Annotated in this window: 20 protein-coding genes; 5 read left to right on the top strand and 15 right to left on the bottom strand. The window is 63.5% G+C overall.

Annotation, left to right across the window (positions count from 1 at the left end):
• Positions 1-85: 85 nt before the first annotated feature.
• On the bottom strand, positions 86-1,327 hold the full coding sequence (locus tag BN973_RS22765) for a cytochrome P450 (protein ID WP_036470987.1): 1,242 nt from the start codon (positions 1,325-1,327) through the stop codon (positions 86-88).
• Positions 1,328-1,674: 347 nt separating this feature from the next.
• Between BN973_RS22765 and BN973_RS22760 the strand changes: the two genes are divergently transcribed.
• Genes BN973_RS22760 through BN973_RS22750 form a run of 3 tightly spaced genes read left to right on the top strand, consistent with a single transcriptional unit; the run spans position 1,675 to position 4,433 of the window.
• Positions 1,675-2,838 carry an aromatic ring-hydroxylating oxygenase subunit alpha gene (locus tag BN973_RS22760; RefSeq protein ID WP_036472904.1) on the top strand — a complete coding sequence of 388 codons (1,164 nt, stop codon included), beginning with the start codon at positions 1,675-1,677 and terminating at the stop codon, positions 2,836-2,838.
• On the top strand, positions 2,835-3,629 hold the full coding sequence (locus BN973_RS22755; RefSeq protein WP_051641421.1) for an SDR family NAD(P)-dependent oxidoreductase: 795 nt from the start codon (positions 2,835-2,837) through the stop codon (positions 3,627-3,629). Before BN973_RS22760 ends, BN973_RS22755 begins: the two co-directional genes overlap by 4 nt.
• Positions 3,630-3,659: 30 nt before the next feature.
• Positions 3,660-4,433, top strand: a complete 774-nt coding sequence (locus tag BN973_RS22750; protein ID WP_036470986.1) for an SDR family NAD(P)-dependent oxidoreductase — start codon at positions 3,660-3,662, stop codon at positions 4,431-4,433.
• A 21-nt stretch (positions 4,434-4,454) separates the two neighbouring features.
• Here BN973_RS22750 and BN973_RS22745 read toward each other — a convergent pair whose 3' ends face one another.
• Genes BN973_RS22745 through BN973_RS22730 form a run of 4 tightly spaced genes read right to left on the bottom strand, consistent with a single transcriptional unit; the run spans position 4,455 to position 6,862 of the window.
• The gene (locus BN973_RS22745; RefSeq protein ID WP_084163499.1) at positions 4,455-5,174 is read right to left on the bottom strand and encodes a hypothetical protein; all 720 of its coding nucleotides are present in this window, start codon (positions 5,172-5,174) and stop codon (positions 4,455-4,457) included.
• A 50-nt stretch (positions 5,175-5,224) separates the two neighbouring features.
• On the bottom strand, positions 5,225-5,494 hold the full coding sequence (locus BN973_RS22740; protein ID WP_036470984.1) for a cytochrome C oxidase subunit IV family protein: 270 nt from the start codon (positions 5,492-5,494) through the stop codon (positions 5,225-5,227).
• Positions 5,495-5,499: 5 nt separating this feature from the next.
• Positions 5,500-6,093 carry a cytochrome c oxidase subunit 3 gene (locus BN973_RS22735; RefSeq protein WP_036470983.1) on the bottom strand — a complete coding sequence of 198 codons (594 nt, stop codon included), beginning with the start codon at positions 6,091-6,093 and terminating at the stop codon, positions 5,500-5,502.
• 25 nt (positions 6,094-6,118) lie between these two features.
• Positions 6,119-6,862 carry a hypothetical protein gene (locus BN973_RS22730; RefSeq protein WP_036470982.1) on the bottom strand — a complete coding sequence of 248 codons (744 nt, stop codon included), beginning with the start codon at positions 6,860-6,862 and terminating at the stop codon, positions 6,119-6,121.
• A gap of 228 nt (positions 6,863-7,090) precedes the next feature.
• On the opposite strand from BN973_RS22730, the gene BN973_RS30050 reads away from it, so the two are divergent.
• The gene (locus tag BN973_RS30050; protein WP_051641420.1) at positions 7,091-7,729 is read left to right on the top strand and encodes a TetR/AcrR family transcriptional regulator; all 639 of its coding nucleotides are present in this window, start codon (positions 7,091-7,093) and stop codon (positions 7,727-7,729) included.
• On the opposite strand, the gene BN973_RS22720 is transcribed toward BN973_RS30050, so the two are convergent.
• The 8 genes from BN973_RS22720 to BN973_RS22685 all read right to left on the bottom strand — a co-directional run bounded on the left by BN973_RS22720 (position 7,708) and on the right by BN973_RS22685 (position 16,109).
• Complete coding sequence (locus BN973_RS22720; protein WP_084163497.1) at positions 7,708-8,436, bottom strand: TetR/AcrR family transcriptional regulator; 729 nt, start codon at positions 8,434-8,436, stop codon at positions 7,708-7,710. The genes BN973_RS30050 and BN973_RS22720 overlap by 22 nt on opposite strands.
• Complete coding sequence (locus BN973_RS22715) at positions 8,402-9,928, bottom strand: class I adenylate-forming enzyme family protein (protein WP_036470981.1); 1,527 nt, start codon at positions 9,926-9,928, stop codon at positions 8,402-8,404. The genes BN973_RS22720 and BN973_RS22715 overlap by 35 nt, the downstream gene beginning before the upstream one ends.
• Positions 9,929-9,952: 24 nt before the next feature.
• Positions 9,953-11,119, bottom strand: coding sequence for a thiolase C-terminal domain-containing protein (locus BN973_RS22710; protein ID WP_036470980.1), 1,167 nt, complete (start codon positions 11,117-11,119; stop codon positions 9,953-9,955).
• A complete protein-coding gene (locus BN973_RS32115) occupies positions 11,116-11,874 on the bottom strand; it encodes a Zn-ribbon domain-containing OB-fold protein (protein WP_036470979.1) in 759 nt (252 codons plus the stop codon). Before BN973_RS32115 ends, BN973_RS22710 begins: the two co-directional genes overlap by 4 nt.
• Entirely contained in the window at positions 11,871-12,485 is a 615-nt protein-coding gene (locus tag BN973_RS22700) for a hypothetical protein (RefSeq protein WP_232232133.1), read from the bottom strand. Before BN973_RS22700 ends, BN973_RS32115 begins: the two co-directional genes overlap by 4 nt.
• Positions 12,486-12,774: 289 nt before the next feature.
• Positions 12,775-13,953, bottom strand: a complete 1,179-nt coding sequence (locus BN973_RS22695) for an aromatic ring-hydroxylating oxygenase subunit alpha (RefSeq protein ID WP_036470977.1) — start codon at positions 13,951-13,953, stop codon at positions 12,775-12,777.
• Positions 13,954-13,958: 5 nt separating this feature from the next.
• On the bottom strand, positions 13,959-15,191 hold the full coding sequence (locus BN973_RS22690) for a cytochrome P450 (RefSeq protein WP_036470976.1): 1,233 nt from the start codon (positions 15,189-15,191) through the stop codon (positions 13,959-13,961).
• Between the two features lie 42 nt (positions 15,192-15,233).
• Positions 15,234-16,109 carry an SDR family NAD(P)-dependent oxidoreductase gene (locus tag BN973_RS22685; protein ID WP_036470975.1) on the bottom strand — a complete coding sequence of 292 codons (876 nt, stop codon included), beginning with the start codon at positions 16,107-16,109 and terminating at the stop codon, positions 15,234-15,236.
• 393 nt (positions 16,110-16,502) lie between these two features.
• Between BN973_RS22685 and BN973_RS22680 the strand changes: the two genes are divergently transcribed.
• Positions 16,503-17,657, top strand: coding sequence for an acyl-CoA dehydrogenase family protein (locus BN973_RS22680; protein ID WP_036470974.1), 1,155 nt, complete (start codon positions 16,503-16,505; stop codon positions 17,655-17,657).
• 15 nt (positions 17,658-17,672) lie between these two features.
• Here the strand turns inward: BN973_RS22680 and BN973_RS22675 are convergent, their stop codons facing one another.
• Together BN973_RS22675 and BN973_RS22670 are read right to left on the bottom strand one after the other, a co-directional pair.
• Complete coding sequence (locus tag BN973_RS22675) at positions 17,673-17,867, bottom strand: ferredoxin (RefSeq protein ID WP_036470973.1); 195 nt, start codon at positions 17,865-17,867, stop codon at positions 17,673-17,675.
• Between the two features lie 414 nt (positions 17,868-18,281).
• On the bottom strand, positions 18,282-19,205 hold the full coding sequence (locus BN973_RS22670) for a bile acid:sodium symporter family protein (protein ID WP_051641419.1): 924 nt from the start codon (positions 19,203-19,205) through the stop codon (positions 18,282-18,284).
• Positions 19,206-19,279: the final 74 nt, after the last annotated feature.

The following is a 19,279-nucleotide window of genomic DNA, read 5'->3' as shown; positions in this document are numbered from 1 at the left end:
TGTTCGCTATGGTGCAAATCGGTAAGAATGTCGCGTCAAGTGTCTAAATCCATTCGGCAGAAGGGAATTGGATCGCACGACTCGGTTATGCCGCCGTTGCCTCGGGGGTGAAGCGAATGTGCAACTCCAGTACGCCCCGCACTTGCGCGGTGTTCGAGACCGACGGCCGGTCGGGATCGGGCTCGACATCGGGGAGTCGACGGTATAGCTCCTCAAACGCGATGCGCAGCATCACGCGTGCCAGATGAGAGCCAAGGCATCGGTGTGGTCCGGCACCAAACGACATGTGCCGGTTGGGCGAGCGGGTCACTTGCAAGTCGTCCGGGTTGTCGAATTCCCGCTCGTCGCGGTTGGCCCCGGCGAGCACGACCAGCAGTTGATCGCCGGCCCGTAGCTGCACGCCGCCCAATTCGGTGTCGTGGACCACGCTACGTCCCGCGGATACCGCGGCCTCCATGCGCAGCACTTCCTCCACTGCCGCGGGGATCAGGCTGGGGTCTTGGACAAGCGCATCCCGCTGTTCGCGGTGCGCCGCGAGGTGCATGAGGCCCCAGGCCAATGACCCTTGAGTGGTGTGCAATCCGGCGATGAGCAACAGCATGAAAATGTTGCACAACTCGTCGTCGGTCAGCGCCCTGGGCTGACCGTCAATCACGATGTCGCTGTTGATGATCGATGCCGTCACATCCGACGCGTCGGCAGCTCGGCGGCGCCGATCGTCGACTACTGCCGCGAAGTAGGCCATCATCCTGCCCGCCGCTTCGGCCCGGGCGGCGATGGACTCTTCCTCGCTGGCGCCAGGGATGCCATGCAGCGTGGTATCGGTGGCTTCGGTAAACATCGGCGCGTCCGCCAGCGGCCAGCCCATCAATGCCAGAAACACGCGCGCCGGCAACTCATGGGCGAATTCGGAGATGAACTCCGCCGACCCGCGGGCGGCGAACCCGTCGATCAACTCGGTCACGATGGCGCGGATTTGCGGTTCCATCGCGTTCATCCGGTGCGGATTGAAAAGCGGTTGCAGCGCACGCCGGTACACGGTGTGGGTGGGTGGGTCGTACTCGAGGGGAATGAACTTGCCAAAGCCGTGCGGTATCAAGTTGTTCGGATAGCTGGAGAATCGGGCTGGGTCGCGTAGCACCTCAGCGATTTCCTGGTACCGGGTGACGATCCAATGCCCACCGTACAAAGGGGAGTAGACCACCGGACCGGCGCCGGCCACCTCCACAATTCGCTGGTTGAACATGTCCACGGGCGCGGCCAGGGTGGGGTCGTAGACGTCGAAATCGACGACCAGATCCGCCGGGACTGCTTCGGTGGTGGTCATAACCCAACTCGCTCCTGCCATTCCGATTGTTGTGCTGACCATCGGGCTGCCCTACTGGGTGACGCAATCGCCCGCGCCCTTTGAGCGCAGCCGAGCGTCGCCCGGAGGCGGGTCAATGCAATTAACTTATGGACCTAGGTAAACTGTGTCAAGCATCACGGTTGTGGCGGCGACGGGTGTATGCCACAGACTTTTGGTCACCATCAGTGCGGTGCAAGCGCAGGCCGTACGTGGCGCCGATCGGCGCGGAGTTGCTTCCGTCGCTCCCAGGGATGGTGTAAACCTAGTGGTGGTAGGTATTGGGATTCGCGGGCAGTTACGCGGCGGATCGCGAGGAGGACGCGGCGATGGCACAGGCTCTGACGGCGTCACAGGGACGCATCGGGAAGATGCTCGACCACCTGAAAAACGGCACCACCGATGAATACGACCAGGTGGTGACCGTACAGCCCGGGGAGTTCACCGATCCGGAGATCGCCGCGCGGGAACGCGAATTGGTTTTCGGCAGGGTGCCTTCCATTGTGTGCCACGGCTCCGAGGTCGCGCGTCCGGGTGACTTTCTTACCGTGCAGATGCCGCGCAACAAGGTCATCGTGGTGCGGCAGCGGGACGGCAGCGTGAAGTCGTTCGTGAACCACTGCCGGCATCGCGGTGCGCTGCTCGAGGAGCGCGAGCGCGGCAGCTGTCGGCTGTTCTCCTGCGGATATCACCGCTGGTCCTACAACCCGGACGGTTCGCTGCGCGCGGTCACGCGCGGCAATACCTTCGGCGACGTGGACCGCGCCCAGCACGGCCTGATCGAGTTGCCCACCCAGGAGCGCCACGGGCTGGTATGGATGGTCGACGAGGCCAGTGCCTCCATCGACGTCGCCGATTGGCTGGGTCGTGCGGTCGACGAGCTGCTGGCCGGCTACCGGATGGAACGGCTCGTTACTTTCCGCAGCGCTGCATACGACGAGCCGGTCAACTGGAAGATCATGCAGGACGCGTTCATCGACAACTATCACATCCAGTACGCGCATCCGAATTCAGCGGGAAAGCACGTTTACACCAATGTGCAGAGTGTCGAGGACTATGGCCGCCACGTACGGATGACGACTCCGCGCAAGTCGATCGACCGTGTGATGGCCGACGAGCCGCGCTATGAGGTGCTGGCCAAGCACATCATCGATGGGCATTTCCTGTTGCCCAACAGCACATTGTTGCGTCAGACCACGCATTTCGAGTTGTTGACGTTTCGCCCGCATCCCATCGAACCGGGCCGTTGTCGGATGGAGATGCGGCTAATGGTGCCCACCATCGAGGACAGCGGGATGGATGAGGGGAAGTGGCAACGGCTTTGGGAGAAGAACTGGGACATTCTGCAAGCCGTGCTCTATGACGAAGATTTCCCCTTGTTGCGGGGATCGCAGACGGCTATGGAAAGCGCGAATGCGGGACCGATGCTATTGGGGCGAAATGAGTTGGTGAATCATATATTTCGCCGAGAGTTGGGCAAGCTGACGTCGTGACTGCTGATCAGTCCCAGGACGACACTGACCCACGGGGCCCCTACGATTTGAGTGGCACGACGGTGGTGGTTACCGGCGGCAATACCGGCATCGGGGCGGCGCTGGCCCACGGTGTCGGGCGTGCCGGGGCCGCCGTAGCGATCTGGGCGCGAAATGATGACCGCAACCAAGCGGCGGTGACGTCGTTGCGTGCGAAGGGCATCGAAGCGTGGTCGGTGGTGTGTGACGTCGCCAGCGAAGCCGAAGTCGAGCGCGCGATGCATGCCACTCTGCGACGATTCGGGCGCGTCGATAGCCTGTTTGCCAACGCCGGAATCGCGGCCGCGACCCCGTACGTCGAAACCACGTTGGCCGATTGGCAACGCGTTCTGCAAACCAACCTGGATGGCGGTTTCCTCACCACGCGCGCCGCTGCCCGGCACATGATCGACCGGGGGAGTGGATCGATTGTGGTGGTGTCCTCGATGGTGTCGCGCTACGGTGCCGCCCGTCAGGCCGCGTACGCCGTCACCAAGAGCGGCTTGGTCGGTCTGGGCCGCACGCTCGCAGTCGAACTGGCCCGTTATGGCATCCGGGTGAACATCCTGGTCCCGGGATGGACGACCACCGCGATGAATGAATTCCTGCGTGCCGACCCGAAGTTCATGAAAGCCGCGACTGCACGAATTCCGGTCCGCCGCTGGGCGTCCCACGAAGACTACCTCGATATTGCTCCGTTCCTTGCGCATAGCGGGCTGACCTACCACACCGGCAACGAAGTGGTTGTCGACGGCGGCTATAGCGTCTTCTGAGAGCTCGGACTAGAAGGCAGGAGTTGGCCGGTGACGACGACCAATGGTGTGCTTGACCTGTTCCGGGTCACTGGCCGCGTCGCGGTCGTGACCGGGGCGGGCAGTGGTCTGGGCGCGGGTTTCGCCCGCGCCCTCGCCGAGGCGGGGGCCGACGTCGTGATCGCCGGCCGTCGACCGGGACCCTTGGAGACAACCGCGCGCGGCGTTCGCGAGGTCGGGAGGGAATGCCTGGCGGTACCGACCGATGTCACATGTCCCGAGGACTGCGCGGCGCTGGTCGACGCGGCGGTCGATCAATTCGGTCGGATCGACGTGCTGGTGAACAACGCCGGCGTCTCGCTGGTGAAACCCGCATCGCGGGAACGACCGGAGGATTTCACCTCGGTGGTCCAGGTGAACCTGTTCGGCGCCTATTGGGTCGCGCAGGCCTGCGCGCGGGTGATGGGTCACGGCTCGAGCATCATCAACGTCTCCAGCATGCTTGGCCTGATCAAATCCCACCTGCCGCAAGCCGCCTACGCGTCCAGCAAAGCCGGGCTGATCGGCTTGACCAAAGACTTGTCCAATCAGTGGGCGGCCCGCAAAGGCATTCGCGTCAATGCCATTGCGCCGGGATTCGTCGAGACCGACATGATCGGCGACATGTCGAGCGAAACCCTGGACCGATTCCTCGCCGGGTGTTCACTGGGAAGGGTCGCCACCCAGCGCGAGATCGACACTGTGGTGGTGTTTTTGGCCAGCCCGGCGTCCAGCTATATCACCGGCTCCACGATCGCCGTCGACGGCGGCACCTCGGGTCATTGACGACGATTGCGCGGCACCGACTCAGGGCGCTACCGGTTCCACGGCCTGCGACGCCGACGCGATCTCCTGGGACAGCTTCTGATGGATGGTGACCGTCATCGACATGATCCAGATGACGAACGCCACGAGGGGGATGTACAAGCCGACCACCCCGTTCCACGCGAACGGTCCATGCTTGAAGAACAACACCAACCCGGCCGGGATGATCAGCATGGCCACCCACAGGTTGAGGTATCCGAGCCATCGCGGTAGCACCGGCTCGCTGCGGTGATCGATCAGAATCGCGGCGGCGATCGCGAGCAATTGCACCCAAAGCGACCAGATGACCGTCACAAACAGGATCCAGCCGACGTCGTGAAGCGCACGGGTCACGTCGGGTGCGCGATCGTCGTACCGGAAGGCGACGGCCATCCACACGCCGATCGGCGTGATGAACTCCAGGGACAGCAACGCGCACGAGACCATCTGCACGTCGGCGAGTGCCTTCGCTCCGTCGATTCGTCGCAGCTGGCCCGAGATCGCGATGGCCCACGGAACCAGCAGGGCCGAACCCGCCATCGAGATGATCATGCCGAGCTTTATCGCATTGGGGTGGTCTGCATAGAGACGCACGATCTCGGCGGCGCTGGCGCTCGGATGCGAGGGCGGTATGAACCCCGCGATGAACAGGAACGCGCCCAGCCACAGCGCGATCATCCCCGGGCCGGTCCAAATCAGGACTCGCTGCACTCTCGCTTCCACTGCTACCTCCTGGCAAGACTGTTGTCGCGCGCTGCGTCTCCGTCAAGTGTTTAGGCGAAAATAAAAACTCCCAGGAGCAGCGCGCACACAATTAGGCAATACGCTTCGAACAGCCCGCGCAAGACATTTGGTGCCTCCCGCAGCTCCATGAAGTACATGCCGACCAAGCGGACTTTGACGAAGGCGATCAGCAGGATGATCACGCTGGCCAGCTGGTGACCGTGCATACCGTGCTGAGTCCCCAGCGCCCAGGACACACCGGTGGCGGTTATCAATAGGACCCACACCGCCGTCGCCGGCGTGCGCAGCAAGGCCGACATTCGTCTCACCTGACCAAGAAAATAAGCGGGAACAGCACCAGCCACAGCAGATCGACCATGTGCCAAAAGCAGGCTCCGCCCTCGAAGAATGCCCACTGGTGTTTGGAGAGCTCGGCCCTGCGGGCGAGGAAGAACAGCGCCGTGAGCACGCCCAACCCGAGGATCAGGTGGAAGAGGTGCAACCCGGTCAGGACGAAGTAGAGCAGGTAGAACCCGTTGGTGGTCGGGATCTGGTGCGCCGCAATCCGTTCGGAGTACTCGAAGACCTTGACGACGATGAAGGCCACGCCGCACAGGAAAGCCGCGGCGATCAGCCGTCGTGCGAGTAGCCGCTCGGCCGCTCGCATGGCACGGACGGCCAACACCACGAACAGCGAACTGATCAGCAGGAACACCGTGTTGACCGCGCCGAAGTTCTTGTTCAGGGTGGACTGCGACACATCGAAGAGATCGACGTGCTTGCCGCGCTGGACCAGGTAGTACGTGAAGAAAACGGCAAAAACGCAGATGTCGCCGAGTATGAAGATCCAGACGCCTTCTTCGCCGGGAACCCTTTTGGCCTTGTGCGTTGCTGCCGGTGCCGTCGACTGCGTCGTCATGGGCGGCAAGGGAATGTCCTTCGCCCTAGACCGCGGCCATCTCGCGCGGACCCTCGGGGCTTCTCGCCTTTTGTCGGTCGATGGCTTGCAGGGTCAGCACCGACATCGCGATCATCCACCCGAAGAAGATTGCGAAGGGGATCCAGAAGGCGCCGACACCGTTGTAGGCAAACAGGCCGTCGTGGAAGAACACAATCAGCCCGGCGGGGAAGATCAAGATGGCACACCAGAAGTTCAGGTATGCGACCCAGCGCGGGTACAGCGTCGGCACGTTGTGGTCCTTGATGATGGCCAGGCCGATCACCGCCATCCACACCGCGAACGGGGGCCAGGTGAACAGGAAGTCGAACCACACCCAGTCGTTCATGATCTGCATCACCGCCGGGTCCAGCGACTCCGGCCGAAACGCGATGACGCCCCACGTCATCGGAATCAAGATGAAGAAGACGTAGCCGCCGCCCTGCAGCGCGATCGACGAGTACGTCAGGATCGGCCAGCCGCGTTCCATTTTGCGAATGAAGATGGTGATCGCCATGCACCACGTTGCCCAGAACGACCAGAAGATGCACTGGATCAAGCATCCCAGCCGGATTTCGTCCCGCCGGTCGATGAACCGTTGGGCGAGCTCCTTTGCCGACAGAGCCGGCGATGGCGGCGGAATGAAATGCATCATGAAACCCTGCGCCAGGATCATCGCCACGATCAGCGCGATGCCCGACCAGACAGCGGCCTTGGCCAGCCCCGAGTCAAGCTCAATCTGTTTCGCCATGCGACACCGCTCCTCCGTATGCGAAGATAAGTGTCACTATCTTAGATCGTAAGTGGTGCTTACGATAGAGGCAGAAATTCCGGACGCTCCACCCGGGGGCCGGCACGCCCGCGGATCGGTCCGAAGCTGCACGCGACGGGGGTTAGAGTCGGGAGAACATTGTCGAGTAAGGAGGCCCGGAATGCTGAGTTCGGCGTTAACAGCCGGGTCTCCCCGTTAGCCGATCCGGTGGCCAGTCCCCGAAACGGACGCCGAGGCGTCGACGAGATCCGGGCCCTAGTCCTGCAGGCTGCGCACCGCCTGTTTTCCGAACAGGGCTATCACGGCACCACGACCCGTCAGATCGCCGAGGCCGCTGGTGTCGGTGAGTCGGTACTTTTCCGCAACTTCGGAAGCAAGGCTGAGCTGTTCGAAACGACGATCTTGGCGCCGTTCACGGAGTTTGTGAATCAGTGGGCCAAGACCTGGAACGTGACTGTGGCAGCGCAAACCGACCCCGCCGAGGTCGCGCGGTCGTTCGTCAAAGGCTTCTACGGCCTGGCCGCCGAGCACAAGGAGTTGTTTCGGACGCTGGTGGCCGCCCGGGTCATCGGTGGTGAGCCGGTGCTCGCCGAGGTGGCTGCGCGGGTGAGCAGCAAGCTCGCGGACAATCTGCGCTCCGTGCAGCTGGTGCTCACTGAGCACGGTGCGGCGCGGCATTTCCGTGAGCTCGACGCCCCGGTTGCGGTGGCCCTGTCCGTCGGCTCGGTGCTGTCGCTGGTGCTGCTCGACGACTGGCTTTTTCCGTCAGACCAACGCCGTCCCGGCAAGAGCCGCCAGATCGAGGAAGCCGTGCAGATGCTGCTCTATGGAGTAACCGGCCGCTGAACAGGCGAAAATGCCGGTAATACAAACGTTTTCAATAGCATGCGGGTTCCGGCATCGTCGGCGCCGGTAGCATCACACCGTCCCACGAGGATGAACTGCACCAATGCCAGCCACTGGCCGACGGCCAACACGTCAAGATCTGACCGGATTTCGCCGCGTTGCATTGCCCGCCGCAGCACCGGCTCCCACATCTCGGCGGTAAGTTCGGCGGCAAGCGCGGATCCGTTGACGATCGGCGTAGTCACGTCCCGGTATTCGGGGCCAACCAGGATCCGGACGATCGGGTCCCGTCGACCGTGGTCGACGAGATACAACAGCCCCTCGACGAGTTGTTGGTCGAAGGACCCAAACCCGAAGATGTAGTGACGGGCACGATCGAACAGCATCCGTGCGCGCCGTTCGATCAACGCGCCCAACAGATTATCGCGGTCGCCGAAATACCGGTACACGGTGGGACGGGAGACACCGGCTTGCCTGCCGATGTCGTCCATGGTGGTTTTCGAGACCCCATAGCGCGCAATGACGTCTTCTGCCGCGGCCAGGATCTGTTCGCGCGCCACCGTGGCGTCGCTACTGAGAACGCTGGTATTGGTGCGCCGCCTGGTCCTGCCGTGGCCCGCGAGTCGGAGAGACACCCCCGGCGCGAGCAACCCGCCCGCGTCGGGCCCGGCGTCACCTCGCGCGGGTAAATCGTTGGCCGATGTCATGGTATTCCTCCCGGACCGCCTGTTTTGCGATCTTGCCGCTGGGCAATCGGGGCAGTGGTTCCGACCGCAGCACCACATACCGCGGCACCTTGTAGTCGGAAAGCAGTTGTTCGCAGTGCGCGATCACCGCGGTCTCGTTGAGGCCCTTGGCTTCCGGTGCCACCGTGATGATCGCGGCGGGGGTCTCACCGAACCGCGCGTCGGCGGCGGCGATGACGGCCACCTCGTCGACGCCGTCAAGAGTCGCGATGGCCGCCTCCAGCTCCACCGGTGAGATGTTGATTCCGCCGGAGATGATCAGGTCTTTGATGCGGTCGACGAAGGTGATGCGCCCCTGTGCGTCGCGTGTTCCCAGATCGCCGCTGTGCAGCCAGCCGTCGCGAATCGCGGTGGAGGTTGCTTGCGGATCATCCCAATATCCGGGGGTGACCCCGGGGCCGCGCACCACGATCTCGCCGTGCTCACCCGGGGCGGCTGCCGAGCCGTCGTCGGTCATGACCGTCACCTCGGTGAAGATCGAGCCCATTCCGCACGAGTCGGGATGGCGCAGGGCGTCGGATTTCTGTGTCGCTGTCGCCACCCCGCCAGCCTCGGTCATGCCATAGATCTGGCGCAGCAACACCCCTTTGTCGGCCCAGCGTTTCAGTAGGTCGGTCGGCACGGCCGCGCCGCCGACGATCGCGGTTTGTAGCGAGCTCAGGTCGGCGTTGTCGAATTCATCTGCACGAGAGAGGGACTCGAAGATCAGCGGGACGCCGAAGATCGCGCGCACCGAGTGTTGTTCGATCAGATTCACCGCGCGTGACGGGTTGAGCTCTGGTTCGACCACCAGGGTTCCGCCCAGCACCGTCGTGATCAGCAGTCCGTACACCAGGCCCGGGGTGAACGCCAGCGGCAACACCAGCAGTGTGACGGTGCCCGGACGGAAACCCTCCTCGGTCAGCGTGTTTTCCAACACGATGGCCAGCAAGGTGTTGCTGGTCAGGATCACGCCCTTGGACAGGCCGGTCGATCCGCTGGTGAAAATCACCGCGATCGGCTCCTCGCCGGCCGGGTCGACGCGAAAATCATCAGGAGCGCCATTGCGTTCCGCGTCGACGCCGTCGAACGCCAGCACCGCGAATTCGCGGCCCGCCTGGCGCGCCTCATGTGCAACGCCGGTGTGGGAAGGGGCGGCGATCAGCAGGCTAAGCCCCGCGTCGTCCGCGATTTTGCGAACCTCGGTGGGCTTGAGGCGGGCATTGAACGGCACCAGCACCGCTCCGGCCTTCATGATTGCCAACGCCGCCACCGGCCATTGCAGCACGTTGGGTGCCAGTAGTCCGACGCGGTCGCCCGGCTTGACGCCGTCGTCGGCCAGGCGCCGCGCTACCCGCCCGGACCAATCGTGCAATTGCCGATAGGTGAGTTGGTCCTCGCCGAGCAGGATCGCGGGCTGGTCGCCCTTGGTTCTTGCCCACCAGTGCAGTGCGGAGCCGACGGTTGCCGCCATTTTCCTCCTCGATTCCCCGATGGGTCAGATCGTGGCCGCCGACCCGAATACCGTCGAACTGACCAGTGGTGCCATCGGACCGCCGATCAGCAGCGAAACATCAGCATCGGCAACAGGGTTGGGCGAACCTCCGCGGATTTGCCGCACCGCCTCGGCGACCAGGCCGATGCCGTGCACGAAACCTTCCGCGATGTTTCCGCCGGCGGTGTTGATGGGCAGCCGGCCGCGCTGCACGGTCAGGTTCTCGACGGTGAGGAACTCGCCGGCCGCGGGCCCCGGCGGGCACAAGCCGTGATCGATCATCGACGCCACCGCGGGACCGGTGAAGTTCTCATATACCTGCGCGACATCGATATCGGACGCGCTGAGTTGCGCCCCGTCCCAAAGCCGCTTCACCAGAGCGGGATGAAAGCCCGCACTGGTGTAAGGGTTTTCATTTTCCACTGATTCGGTCCAGCCGGCGGTGGCTCCCTGCACGCCGGACAGGATGTAGGCCGGCGTCCCGCGGTAGTCGTCTACGCGTTCGGCACTGACAACCAAAACCGCGGTGGCGCCGTCATTTTCGCGAGAGCAGTCGAATAGTCGTAGCGGTTCCGAGATGAGCCGGGCACCCTGGTAGCGGTCGTGATCGAGCGGTTGGCCGTAGGCGACAGCGTTTGGATTGTTTTGGGCGTGATGGTAGCCGGCCAGTGCGACCGCCTCCAGGGTTGAAGCCGGCACACCGTCGACCTCGAGCATCCGCTGGGTGCGCATCGCGCACACCTGGGCGGGGGCCAGCATGCCGTGAGCCGCATAGAGATGGCCCATGTGTCCCTTGTTGTATGCCCCGCGCCCGTCGGTGGCCTCCGATAGGCCGCGGTAGACCGCTACGCAGTTCGCCTGCCCACTGTGTACCGCGGCGGCGGCGCAGTTGACAGCGGCCGCCACCGCACCGCCGCCACCGCCCCACACCTGGGTCGACCAGCGCACCTCGTGGACGCCGAGTGCGGCGCCGATGGCCAGACCTTCGCTGGAATCCCCTGCGTAAGAGACGAACCCGTCGACGGCGCGCGGGTCGGCGCCCGCATCATCGCACGCCCGCAGGATCGCCTGCAGCACCAGTTGCGCAGACGACAGCGGACTGGTCCCGCGCTTGTAGTAGTCGGTGCAGCCGACTCCCACCACCGCGGTCGAAGCTCGGAACCCGCTCATTGCGCCTGTCCGTTCGAGTCGGGATCCAGATGCCAGCGCACCAGGGGCCAGTACCGGTCGTCGGAAGGCCGGTCGATGACCCCACGCACCCCGGCACCGATGCGTGGGGTGAGCCCGTCGGCGTTGGCGAGTACGCCCAGGATTCGCCGGCTGCCGGCGGCGGGAAGTTCGACCAGGATCACGACATAAGGCAGGTGGCCGGTGGCCTCCGGGCCGAACGGCTGCCAGGTTCGCGTCCACGAGTAGATGGTCCCTACCGGGTCGACCGCCTCGAACTTGAGGTCGAAACAATGACACGCCGGACAGATGGGGCGTGGCGACCAAACCCAGGTCGCACATCGGCAACACCGTTGCAGTAACAGCTTTCCGGCACGCAGCCCCTCCCAGTGCGCCGCGTCAAGGCCGTCGTCGGACGGTCCGGTGAGACTCATCCACGGTGGAGTCTCGGGAATGTTGCGCACGCTGGCCACCCGCCAGCTGCCGTCGGTGAATTGCACCCAGTGGCTGCGCAGTTCGAACCATTCGTCGTCGGGTTTGGTGTAGCGGATGACGACGTCGTAACTGCCGGGCCCCGCTTCGCGGATGGTGCGGACCTGAGCGCCCTTGAGTCGGTCGGGCACATCGGCCGACGCGATCAATTGGCCGACGCGGTCGGGCAGGAAATCGGCTAGTACCGTCTCATTATCGCCTGCGGCAACGGCCTTGCCGTGCGCCTCGGCCGTGCTGGCCAGGTCGGCGGGGATCGTTGCGGTCATCGCTGCCCTCCGATTTGATAGCGCACGTCGGTGCGGTCGTGTTGAAATCCGGCAAGTCGACAGGCATTAACGGTGCCGGTGTCGTCGGAGTCGACGTAGATGACCACCCCGGTCAGTCCGGCCTCGTGCACGACGGCCGCCGCGCCGTCAAGTAGCCGGCGGCGTGGTGGCACCTCGGCGCCCGGCGGGGCGAAGGCCGACACAATGGTGGCGCAGCGGCCGAACTCCTCGGATGTCGTGGCACGCAGATCCAGCGCTACCACCCCCAGAATGCGCCCCGACTCACGCAGCGCGTAGGTGTGGTCATTGCCCGGTGGCGCCGGCACCCAGCTCAGCTCGGCCAGCGCGACGTCATCGACGGGCTCCAGAACCGGTGCGGCGGTGGCGTCCTCAACGGCCTCGGCGGAGCGGATCAGTTTCCACACCCGCCGGGTGCGCGGGATCAAGAATCGGTTCGAAAGCCGGCCGGCCGCGGGATGATTGCCCTGGGCCCATGCGGTCACAGTGTGGGCACCGGTGTCCAGCCAGCCGCCGGGAGACGACGTGTCCAAGCCGACCCGTTCCACGAGTAGTGTCATGATGCCGATCGAGCGCAGCCGAGGATCGATCACGGCGCTAGCATGCGCCGACCCGTCCGGCAGGCACCTAAGGCGAAGTAGCCCGGCGATTCGCTCGGGTTGGTCGGGCTCGCCCATCGCGGTGGCGTGCGGCAGCATCCAAATCAAAAGATGGCGCTGCGACGAATCGGATTGGGACATAGCGCGATCGACGTCGGTGAAATCGATCCGATTGTATTCGGGTTCGGCGTCGTAGCTCGCGGCGCGCCTGAGGAGGTCGGATAGCTCGGCCCTTTCGTCGGGGCTCAGACTATTTCGCCACTCATATTTGATCATCGCAAGGTCACTCCGCGGTGAGGCCTTCGGCGAGAAGCCTTTTGGTTTCGCGGCGGAATACCTGGTTAGCGGTCTCGTTGCGGCCCAACAACATATCGCCGGCATCCGCGCTGGCCATCCCTCGCTGCGAATTGCGCAGCAACGGGAAGTCCTCGTTGTGCAACACGGCCAGGAGAATGTCCCAGTTCTTGTCCCACAAGCGGTTCCAGTGTGCCTCGTCCATACCCGAGTCTGCCTGTGCCGGGACCATCAGCCGTTGCTCCATGCGGGACTGGGCCGGATCGCTGGGGTGGGGCCGGAAGGTCAGTAGCTGGAAGTGATCTGGTTGACGCAGCAACGTGCTGTTAGGCAGCAGGAAGTGCGTCTCGGTGACATAGCGGTCGAGTTGACGGTCGCCGGGGTCCTCTTCCAACCAGCGGTCGATCGACTTACGCGGCGCGATGAATCGGCAGTGCCGACCGAAATCCTCGAATGCCATCACGTTGGTGTGGATGATCTTGCCGGCGGTGTTCGGGTGTGCGTACTGGATGTGGTAACCGTCGAGGAACGCGTCCTGCATGATCTTCCAGTTGGTCGGTTCGTCGAACCCCGCCGAGCGCACGCACTGGAGTTTGTCCAGGTGATAGCCGGCCAAGATCGTGTCCATATCCGGCCCCAGCCAGGCCGCGACATCGATTGAGGCGTGTGCGTTGTCGACCACCCAGATGAAACCGTGGCGTTCCTCGCACGGCAGCTCCACCAAACCCTGTTTCTTGCGGTCGATCTCGCCGAATGTGGCATCTCGGGTGACCATCCGCAACGAGCCGTCGGGATCGTAGGACCACCGATGATATGGGCAAGAGAAGAAACGGCAGCGTCCCTTCTCACTGTCCTCCAGCAGGGCACCGCGATGCCGGCACAGATTCACGAACGTCTTGACACTCTTGTCTTTTTGGCGCACCACGATGATGTTGTTACGTGGCATCTGCACGGTCATGAAGTCGAGTGGCCGCGCGATCTCGGAGCCGTGGGCAACGATCGAGGGGACACGGCCGAAAATGAGATCGCGCTCTTGTTGCGCGAGTTCCGGGTCGGTGAACTCGTGCGCGGAAAAGCCGACGACGTCGTCGAACTTGTCCGTCGTTTCGTTCCGCAACAGCTCAAGTGCCCGACGGATTCGGTCCTGGCGCGGTAGCGATGTGGTCATCAGACTCACTTCTCTGGCGTAAAGACGATCGGCATTCGGAGGCAGCCGCGCACCTGGGTCGAGTGGAAGACCGGGGGATCGGATTCCACCAGTTGGTAGTCCGGGATGCGTCGGTGCAGTTCCTCGAGCGCGATGGTCAATTCGACGCGCCCGAGATGTGAGCCCAAGCAACGGTGCACCCCGGCGCCGAACGACAAGTGCCGGTTGGGGGAGCGGGTGATGTCGAAGTCGCCGGGTTGGGTGAACGTATCCGGATCGCGGTTCGCCGAACACAGCATCAACAGGAGCTGGTCGCCCGCCGCGATATTGACCCCGCCGAGCTCGACATCGCGGGTCGCGCGACGACCGGCGGCGACGGCCGCTTCGATGCGCAGAATCTCTTCCACGGCCTTCGGGATCGAGGTCGGGTCGGCAATGATGAGATCCCGTTGCGCAGGGTTGTTGACCAGATGCACGATCGCCCATGCAAGCGAACCCTGCACCGTGTGCAAGCCACCCATCAACAGCAGGTAGAACATCAAGATGAGTTCTTGGTCTTGCAGCACCCGTGTGCCGTCGGGCAATTCGACCTCGGTGTTGATCAGGGTAGATGTCGCGTCGTCGCCGGGGTTGTTGCGCCGGTCCTCGATGACCTTCTGGAAATAGCCGGCCACGGTCAAACCGGCGGCGATGCGGGCCTGGTCCGACTCCTCCGGTGTACCGCCGGGCTTGCCGAACAGCACCACATCGGTTGCCTCGGTGAACAGCCCGGCGTCTTCCAGCGGCCAGTCCATCAGGGCCAAGAAAATCCTCGCCGGTAGCTCGTGGGCGAATTCTGAGATGAATTCGGCGCTGCCCCTGGCCGCAAAGCCGTCGATCAACTCGTTGACCACCGCACGGATATCGTCCGAAAGCTTCTTCATGCGCTGCGGACTGAATAGTGGCTGCAACACGTGGCGGTACGCGGTGTGCTCCGGCGGGTCGAGTTCGAGTGGGATGAACTTCCCGAAATCCATTGGCGTGACCAGATTGTTCGGGTAGCTGGAAAACGTTTCCGCGTCGGTGAGGATCTGATGGATCTCCTTGTACCGGGTGACCACCCAGTGACCTCCGTAAGCCGGCGAGTACACGACGGGACCTATGGCGGCCAGCTCGGCAACTCGCTGCTGAAAGACGTCAACCGGAGTAGCCAGGGCGGGCTCGTAGACGTCGAAGTCGGTGACGAGGTTCGGCGGCACCCGATCCATTGCTGTGGTCATCTCGCTACGCTCCAATCATTCGCGACGTCATTTTGGGGCCGGTCAATTCGCGTTGGTAACAGGCTCCGGGTTGAGATCCTCTGGGAACCACATTCCGACGCGGGCCAGCGTGCCCCCGTCGGTGGCGCCGAGGGTGACCCCGGAGATGTAAGCCGAGTCGTCGGAAACCAGGAACAGCGCCACTTTGGCGTTGTCGTGCAGCGAGGGAGGGCGTTGCAGCTTGAGGGGGATTGGTGACAGTGTCGGGTTCCACGGGCCGGCCATCTCTTCGTAGGATTGGCCAACCACCGGCGCGCCAGGGGGCATCAAGAAATTGGGTGACATGCCGTGGGTCGGCGCAATCGCATTGACCCGGATGCCGTAGCGGCCCAGATCCAGGCTCAAGGCGCGCACCAAGCCGTTGACGCCCGCCTTGGTGGCGCAGTACAACGCGATCTTTGGGTAGGCGACAAACGACGCCGCCGAGGACGTGGCCAGAATCGTGCCGCCACCATTGGCCTTCAGGTGTGGAACCGCGGCTTGAGCGGTGTAGACAACGCCACTCAGGTTGACGCCCAACACGTGCTGCCAATCGGACTCGGTCATGTCCTCGAATTCGATCGGCTGCTCAGTGCCCAGAGCCGCCGCACCACCACGTGACACGATTCCCGCGTTGGCCCAGGCGATGTCGAGCTTGCCGTAGTGATCGACGGTACTGGCCACGGCGGCGGTTATCTGGTCCTTCTGGGCAACGTCGGCCGTAATTGCGATGGCGTCACCGCCCTGCTGCTCGACCAGCTTTGATGTCTGCTCCGCGCGATCGGCGTCGATGTCCACGATTGCGACCCTGGCGCCCTCGGCAGTGAACAGTTGTGCCGCTTGCCGGCCAAGGCCAGAACCCGCTCCGGTGATCAAGGCGACCTTGCCTTCGAGTTTCATCGTTCTCCTTCGCTGTGTCCCCGGTCGGAAAAGCCTCACCTACCGAAGCCTCGATGTGGCTGACCAGCGGGCTGTTGCACCCGCGCGGTACGTGTTGCGAGCTCACGCCGCTTCACGGCAATTAAACTTACGACACTAGGTATAAGACGTCAATCAAGAAATGTCAGCTGATTTGTGGCCGGCCGGCCGCGTCTGCCTTTGGCGGTGCGTCGCGGCTTGTTTGGAACACAGCTCGGACATGGACTTTAACTTCAGTTGAAGAGGCTAATCTCACCAGGGCCGAGCCGGAGAGCCGCGACCCGTCCCGCAACTTCCGGCCCTGTTACCTGCCTACGGCACCGCGAGCCGTAATCTATGACAGCAAGGTTATTGGTTGCGGTGCGGAGGGTAGTGATGGACAGCGATCTGTTCGACGAGGACCACGAACGGTTTCGCGCGTCGGTACGTGAATTCGTGGACGCCCATGTGGTTCCGAAGCTGGCACAGTGGGATGCCGATCGCCTGATCGACCGCGAAACCTGGCTAGCGGCCGGTAAACACGGCATCCTCGGCCAGTCGGCGCCGAAAGAATTCGGCGGGGCACAGGAGCAGGATTACCGCTATCGGGTAGTGATCCAGCAAGAAATCGCCCGGGTCGGGGCCTCGGCCCTGCAGTCGGGTTTCTCTACCAACGACGACATCGTGTTGAACTATCTGCTGCGTCATGCCGATGAAGGACAGCGCGAGCGGTGGCTAGCCGGATTTGTGACCGGTGAGACCATCGGCGCCATCGCGATGTCCGAACCCGGCGCGGGCAGCGACCTACGCGCCATCCAGACCACCGCCCGCAAAGACGCGCGCGGCTGGGTCCTCAACGGTTCCAAGACTTTTATCACCAGCGGGATTCTGTGTGACCTGGTGATCGTGTTCGCCAAGACCGACCCGGGCGCGGGCTCGCGGGGTTTCAGCTTGTTCGTCGTCGAGGACGGTACGCCTGGTTTTCGCCGCGGCCGCAAACTGGACAAGGTTGGGCTGCACGCGCAAGACACCGCGGAGCTGATATTCGACGATGTCGTTCTCGGCCAAGAAAATCTGCTTGGCGACCAGGGGGCGGGATTTGCGTACCTGATGCAGAGCCTGCCGCTGGAACGTCTCGGGATCGCAATTGCCGCACAGGCTTCTGCCGAGGCGGTGTTCGACTGGACGCTGGCCTACGTCGGGCAGCAGTCCGGGTCCGGTGAGCGAATCGGTGATCTCCAGTCGCCGGGATTCGTTCTGGCGGAAACGAAGACGGCCATCGAGGTGTCTCGGGCGTACCTGGATCGCTGCGTGCGCGCATACAACCACGACAAGCTGACGGCCGTGGATGCGGCCAAGGCCAAATACTGGGCGACCGAATTGCAGGGCCGCGTCATTGACGCGGGCCTTCGACTACACGGCGACTACGGGTACGTGCCGGAGTACCGGTTCGCCAAGGCACTCATCGACGCGCGCATCCAGCGAATATATGGCGGCACAAACGAAATCATGCGCGAGATCATCCGCCGGGACCTGCTGGCTTCTCCGTAAGCGAGAGCCCGCCAGCTAGTCGTCCTCGATGATTAGCGCGACTTCGGGGCAGGCATTTACGCCCAAACGGGTGGCTTGCTCGTCGCCGGGGGCGACGTCGTGGTCCTGCAGGGTCGAGTAGCCGTCGTCGTCGATCGGGAACAAGTCCGGTTCGACCGCGAAGCACTGCGCATGTCCGGAACACTTAGCGCGTTCAAGGTGAACCCTCATTACCTATCGCCTCCGCTCGACAGCTTGACGCCAAAGGGTCTGGCCGGCTATCTGTTTCACGCAAAACTATAAGCTTTAGCTGTTCGCGGGTCCAGTAACCCCTCGATGCTGGACCGAAATGCTATGCGACGCTCGCGACGGCTTGCCCGTTCAGCTCGCGCAGGGCGTCGAACGTCTCGGCGAGCCGGCGCGCGCCGTTGAAGGCCGAGCCCATGTCGCCGGACTGCTGGACGCCTCCGCGCGGATGCGAGCGAGGACGAAATCATCGACTGGCTGCAAAGACAGATGACGTGGCTGACGCCACGCGACGACCTCGACGAAGCAGCCATGACGAAGCTGCTCCTGACTTTCGTCGGGCCGGCGTTGTTTCAGCCCTGATCAGAGGCTGAAGTCACGCCGCCGAACCGAAGTGCCCTAGGTGAGGTCTTCTTGCGGGTCCCGGAACCTAGCAGGCCGTTCGGTGCCGGCGATGCGGCCGGGATCGCGAAACGTTGGGTCCAGTCTGCGAACGGTGGAAAGAAACGCGATAGCGATGAACAGCGCGATGATGCCGTACACCGCTGCCGGGATGGCCATTTCGGGGTTGTTGAGTAGCTGCGGACTCAGCGCAATGCCCATCGCCAACACCCCATTGTGCATGCCGATCTCGAGACTCATCGCGATCGCCTGCCGTCCGGCAAGGCGCATCAAGCGCGGCATCAGGTAGCCGACGGTCAGGCTCGTTACGCAGAAGGCCGCAACGGCGCCGCTCAGCACTCCGAAGTACCGCGAAAGTGTCGCCCAGGATTTGACGAGCGTCGCCGCGATGATGAGCACCAACAGCAGTGCTGCGGCTATTCGGATGGGCGTCTGAAGTCGCCGGGCGAGCCCGGGAAAGCGATGACGGATTGCTACCCCGATCGCCGTGGGCACCAGCACAAGCCCGAACACTCCGAGAAACTTGTCCCATTGGAGCGGAAGAAAGCGCCCATTCCCCAGAAACCAGGTCATCGACAGCGCCAGGATCACCGGTACTGCGACGATCGATAGCACCGCGTTGACCGCGGTCAACGTGAGGTTCAGCGCGAGGTCTCCATTGAACAGGTGACTGAGAATGTTCGCGGTCGTCCCGCCCGGGGTCGCTGCCATCAGCATCAGCCCGACCGCCAGGTTCGGTGGAAGGTCAAACGCCTCGGCGATCAGCCAGCACAGAGCCGGGAGTAACAGGGCCTGGCAGATCAAGGCCACCGCCAGCGGCCGCCGCAGTGTGGCAGCGCGCCGGAAGTCGTCGATCGTAAGTGTCAAACCAAGCGCGAGCATGACCACGACTACGACTATCGGGAAATATCGGTTGTCCATGATCCTCCGGGTGCTGAGGCCGTCGGCACCGACCGGCCCGGAATCGAATGCGACTGCTGGTCCTCAGTTCCCGT

The sequence above is a fragment of the Mycobacterium triplex genome, assembly GCF_000689255.1.
GTDB classification, from domain to species: domain Bacteria; phylum Actinomycetota; class Actinomycetes; order Mycobacteriales; family Mycobacteriaceae; genus Mycobacterium; species Mycobacterium triplex.
Note: the sequence above shows the minus strand (reverse complement) of the source record. Positions and strands in the feature narration are given on the sequence as shown.

What these genes read in the sequence shown, in the direction of transcription:
- BN973_RS22765 (WP_036470987.1), bottom strand. Translation starts at nt 1,327, where the DNA reads ATGACCACCACCGAAGCAGTCCCGGCGGATCTGGTCGTCGATTTCGAC.
- BN973_RS22760 (WP_036472904.1), top strand. Translation starts at nt 1,675, where the DNA reads ATGGCACAGGCTCTGACGGCGTCACAGGGACGCATCGGGAAGATGCTC.
- BN973_RS22740 (WP_036470984.1), bottom strand. Translation starts at nt 5,494, where the DNA reads ATGTCGGCCTTGCTGCGCACGCCGGCGACGGCGGTGTGGGTCCTATTG.
- BN973_RS22735 (WP_036470983.1), bottom strand. Translation starts at nt 6,093, where the DNA reads ATGACGACGCAGTCGACGGCACCGGCAGCAACGCACAAGGCCAAAAGG.
- BN973_RS22730 (WP_036470982.1), bottom strand. Translation starts at nt 6,862, where the DNA reads ATGGCGAAACAGATTGAGCTTGACTCGGGGCTGGCCAAGGCCGCTGTC.
- BN973_RS22720 (WP_084163497.1), bottom strand. Translation starts at nt 8,436, where the DNA reads ATGACATCGGCCAACGATTTACCCGCGCGAGGTGACGCCGGGCCCGAC.
- BN973_RS22715 (WP_036470981.1), bottom strand. Translation starts at nt 9,928, where the DNA reads ATGGCGGCAACCGTCGGCTCCGCACTGCACTGGTGGGCAAGAACCAAG.
- BN973_RS22710 (WP_036470980.1), bottom strand. Translation starts at nt 11,119, where the DNA reads ATGAGCGGGTTCCGAGCTTCGACCGCGGTGGTGGGAGTCGGCTGCACC.
- BN973_RS32115 (WP_036470979.1), bottom strand. Translation starts at nt 11,874, where the DNA reads ATGACCGCAACGATCCCCGCCGACCTGGCCAGCACGGCCGAGGCGCAC.
- BN973_RS22695 (WP_036470977.1), bottom strand. Translation starts at nt 13,953, where the DNA reads ATGACCACATCGCTACCGCGCCAGGACCGAATCCGTCGGGCACTTGAG.
- BN973_RS22690 (WP_036470976.1), bottom strand. Translation starts at nt 15,191, where the DNA reads ATGACCACAGCAATGGATCGGGTGCCGCCGAACCTCGTCACCGACTTC.
- BN973_RS22685 (WP_036470975.1), bottom strand. Translation starts at nt 16,109, where the DNA reads ATGAAACTCGAAGGCAAGGTCGCCTTGATCACCGGAGCGGGTTCTGGC.
- BN973_RS22680 (WP_036470974.1), top strand. Translation starts at nt 16,503, where the DNA reads ATGGACAGCGATCTGTTCGACGAGGACCACGAACGGTTTCGCGCGTCG.
- BN973_RS22675 (WP_036470973.1), bottom strand. Translation starts at nt 17,867, where the DNA reads ATGAGGGTTCACCTTGAACGCGCTAAGTGTTCCGGACATGCGCAGTGC.
- BN973_RS22670 (WP_051641419.1), bottom strand. Translation starts at nt 19,205, where the DNA reads ATGGACAACCGATATTTCCCGATAGTCGTAGTCGTGGTCATGCTCGCG.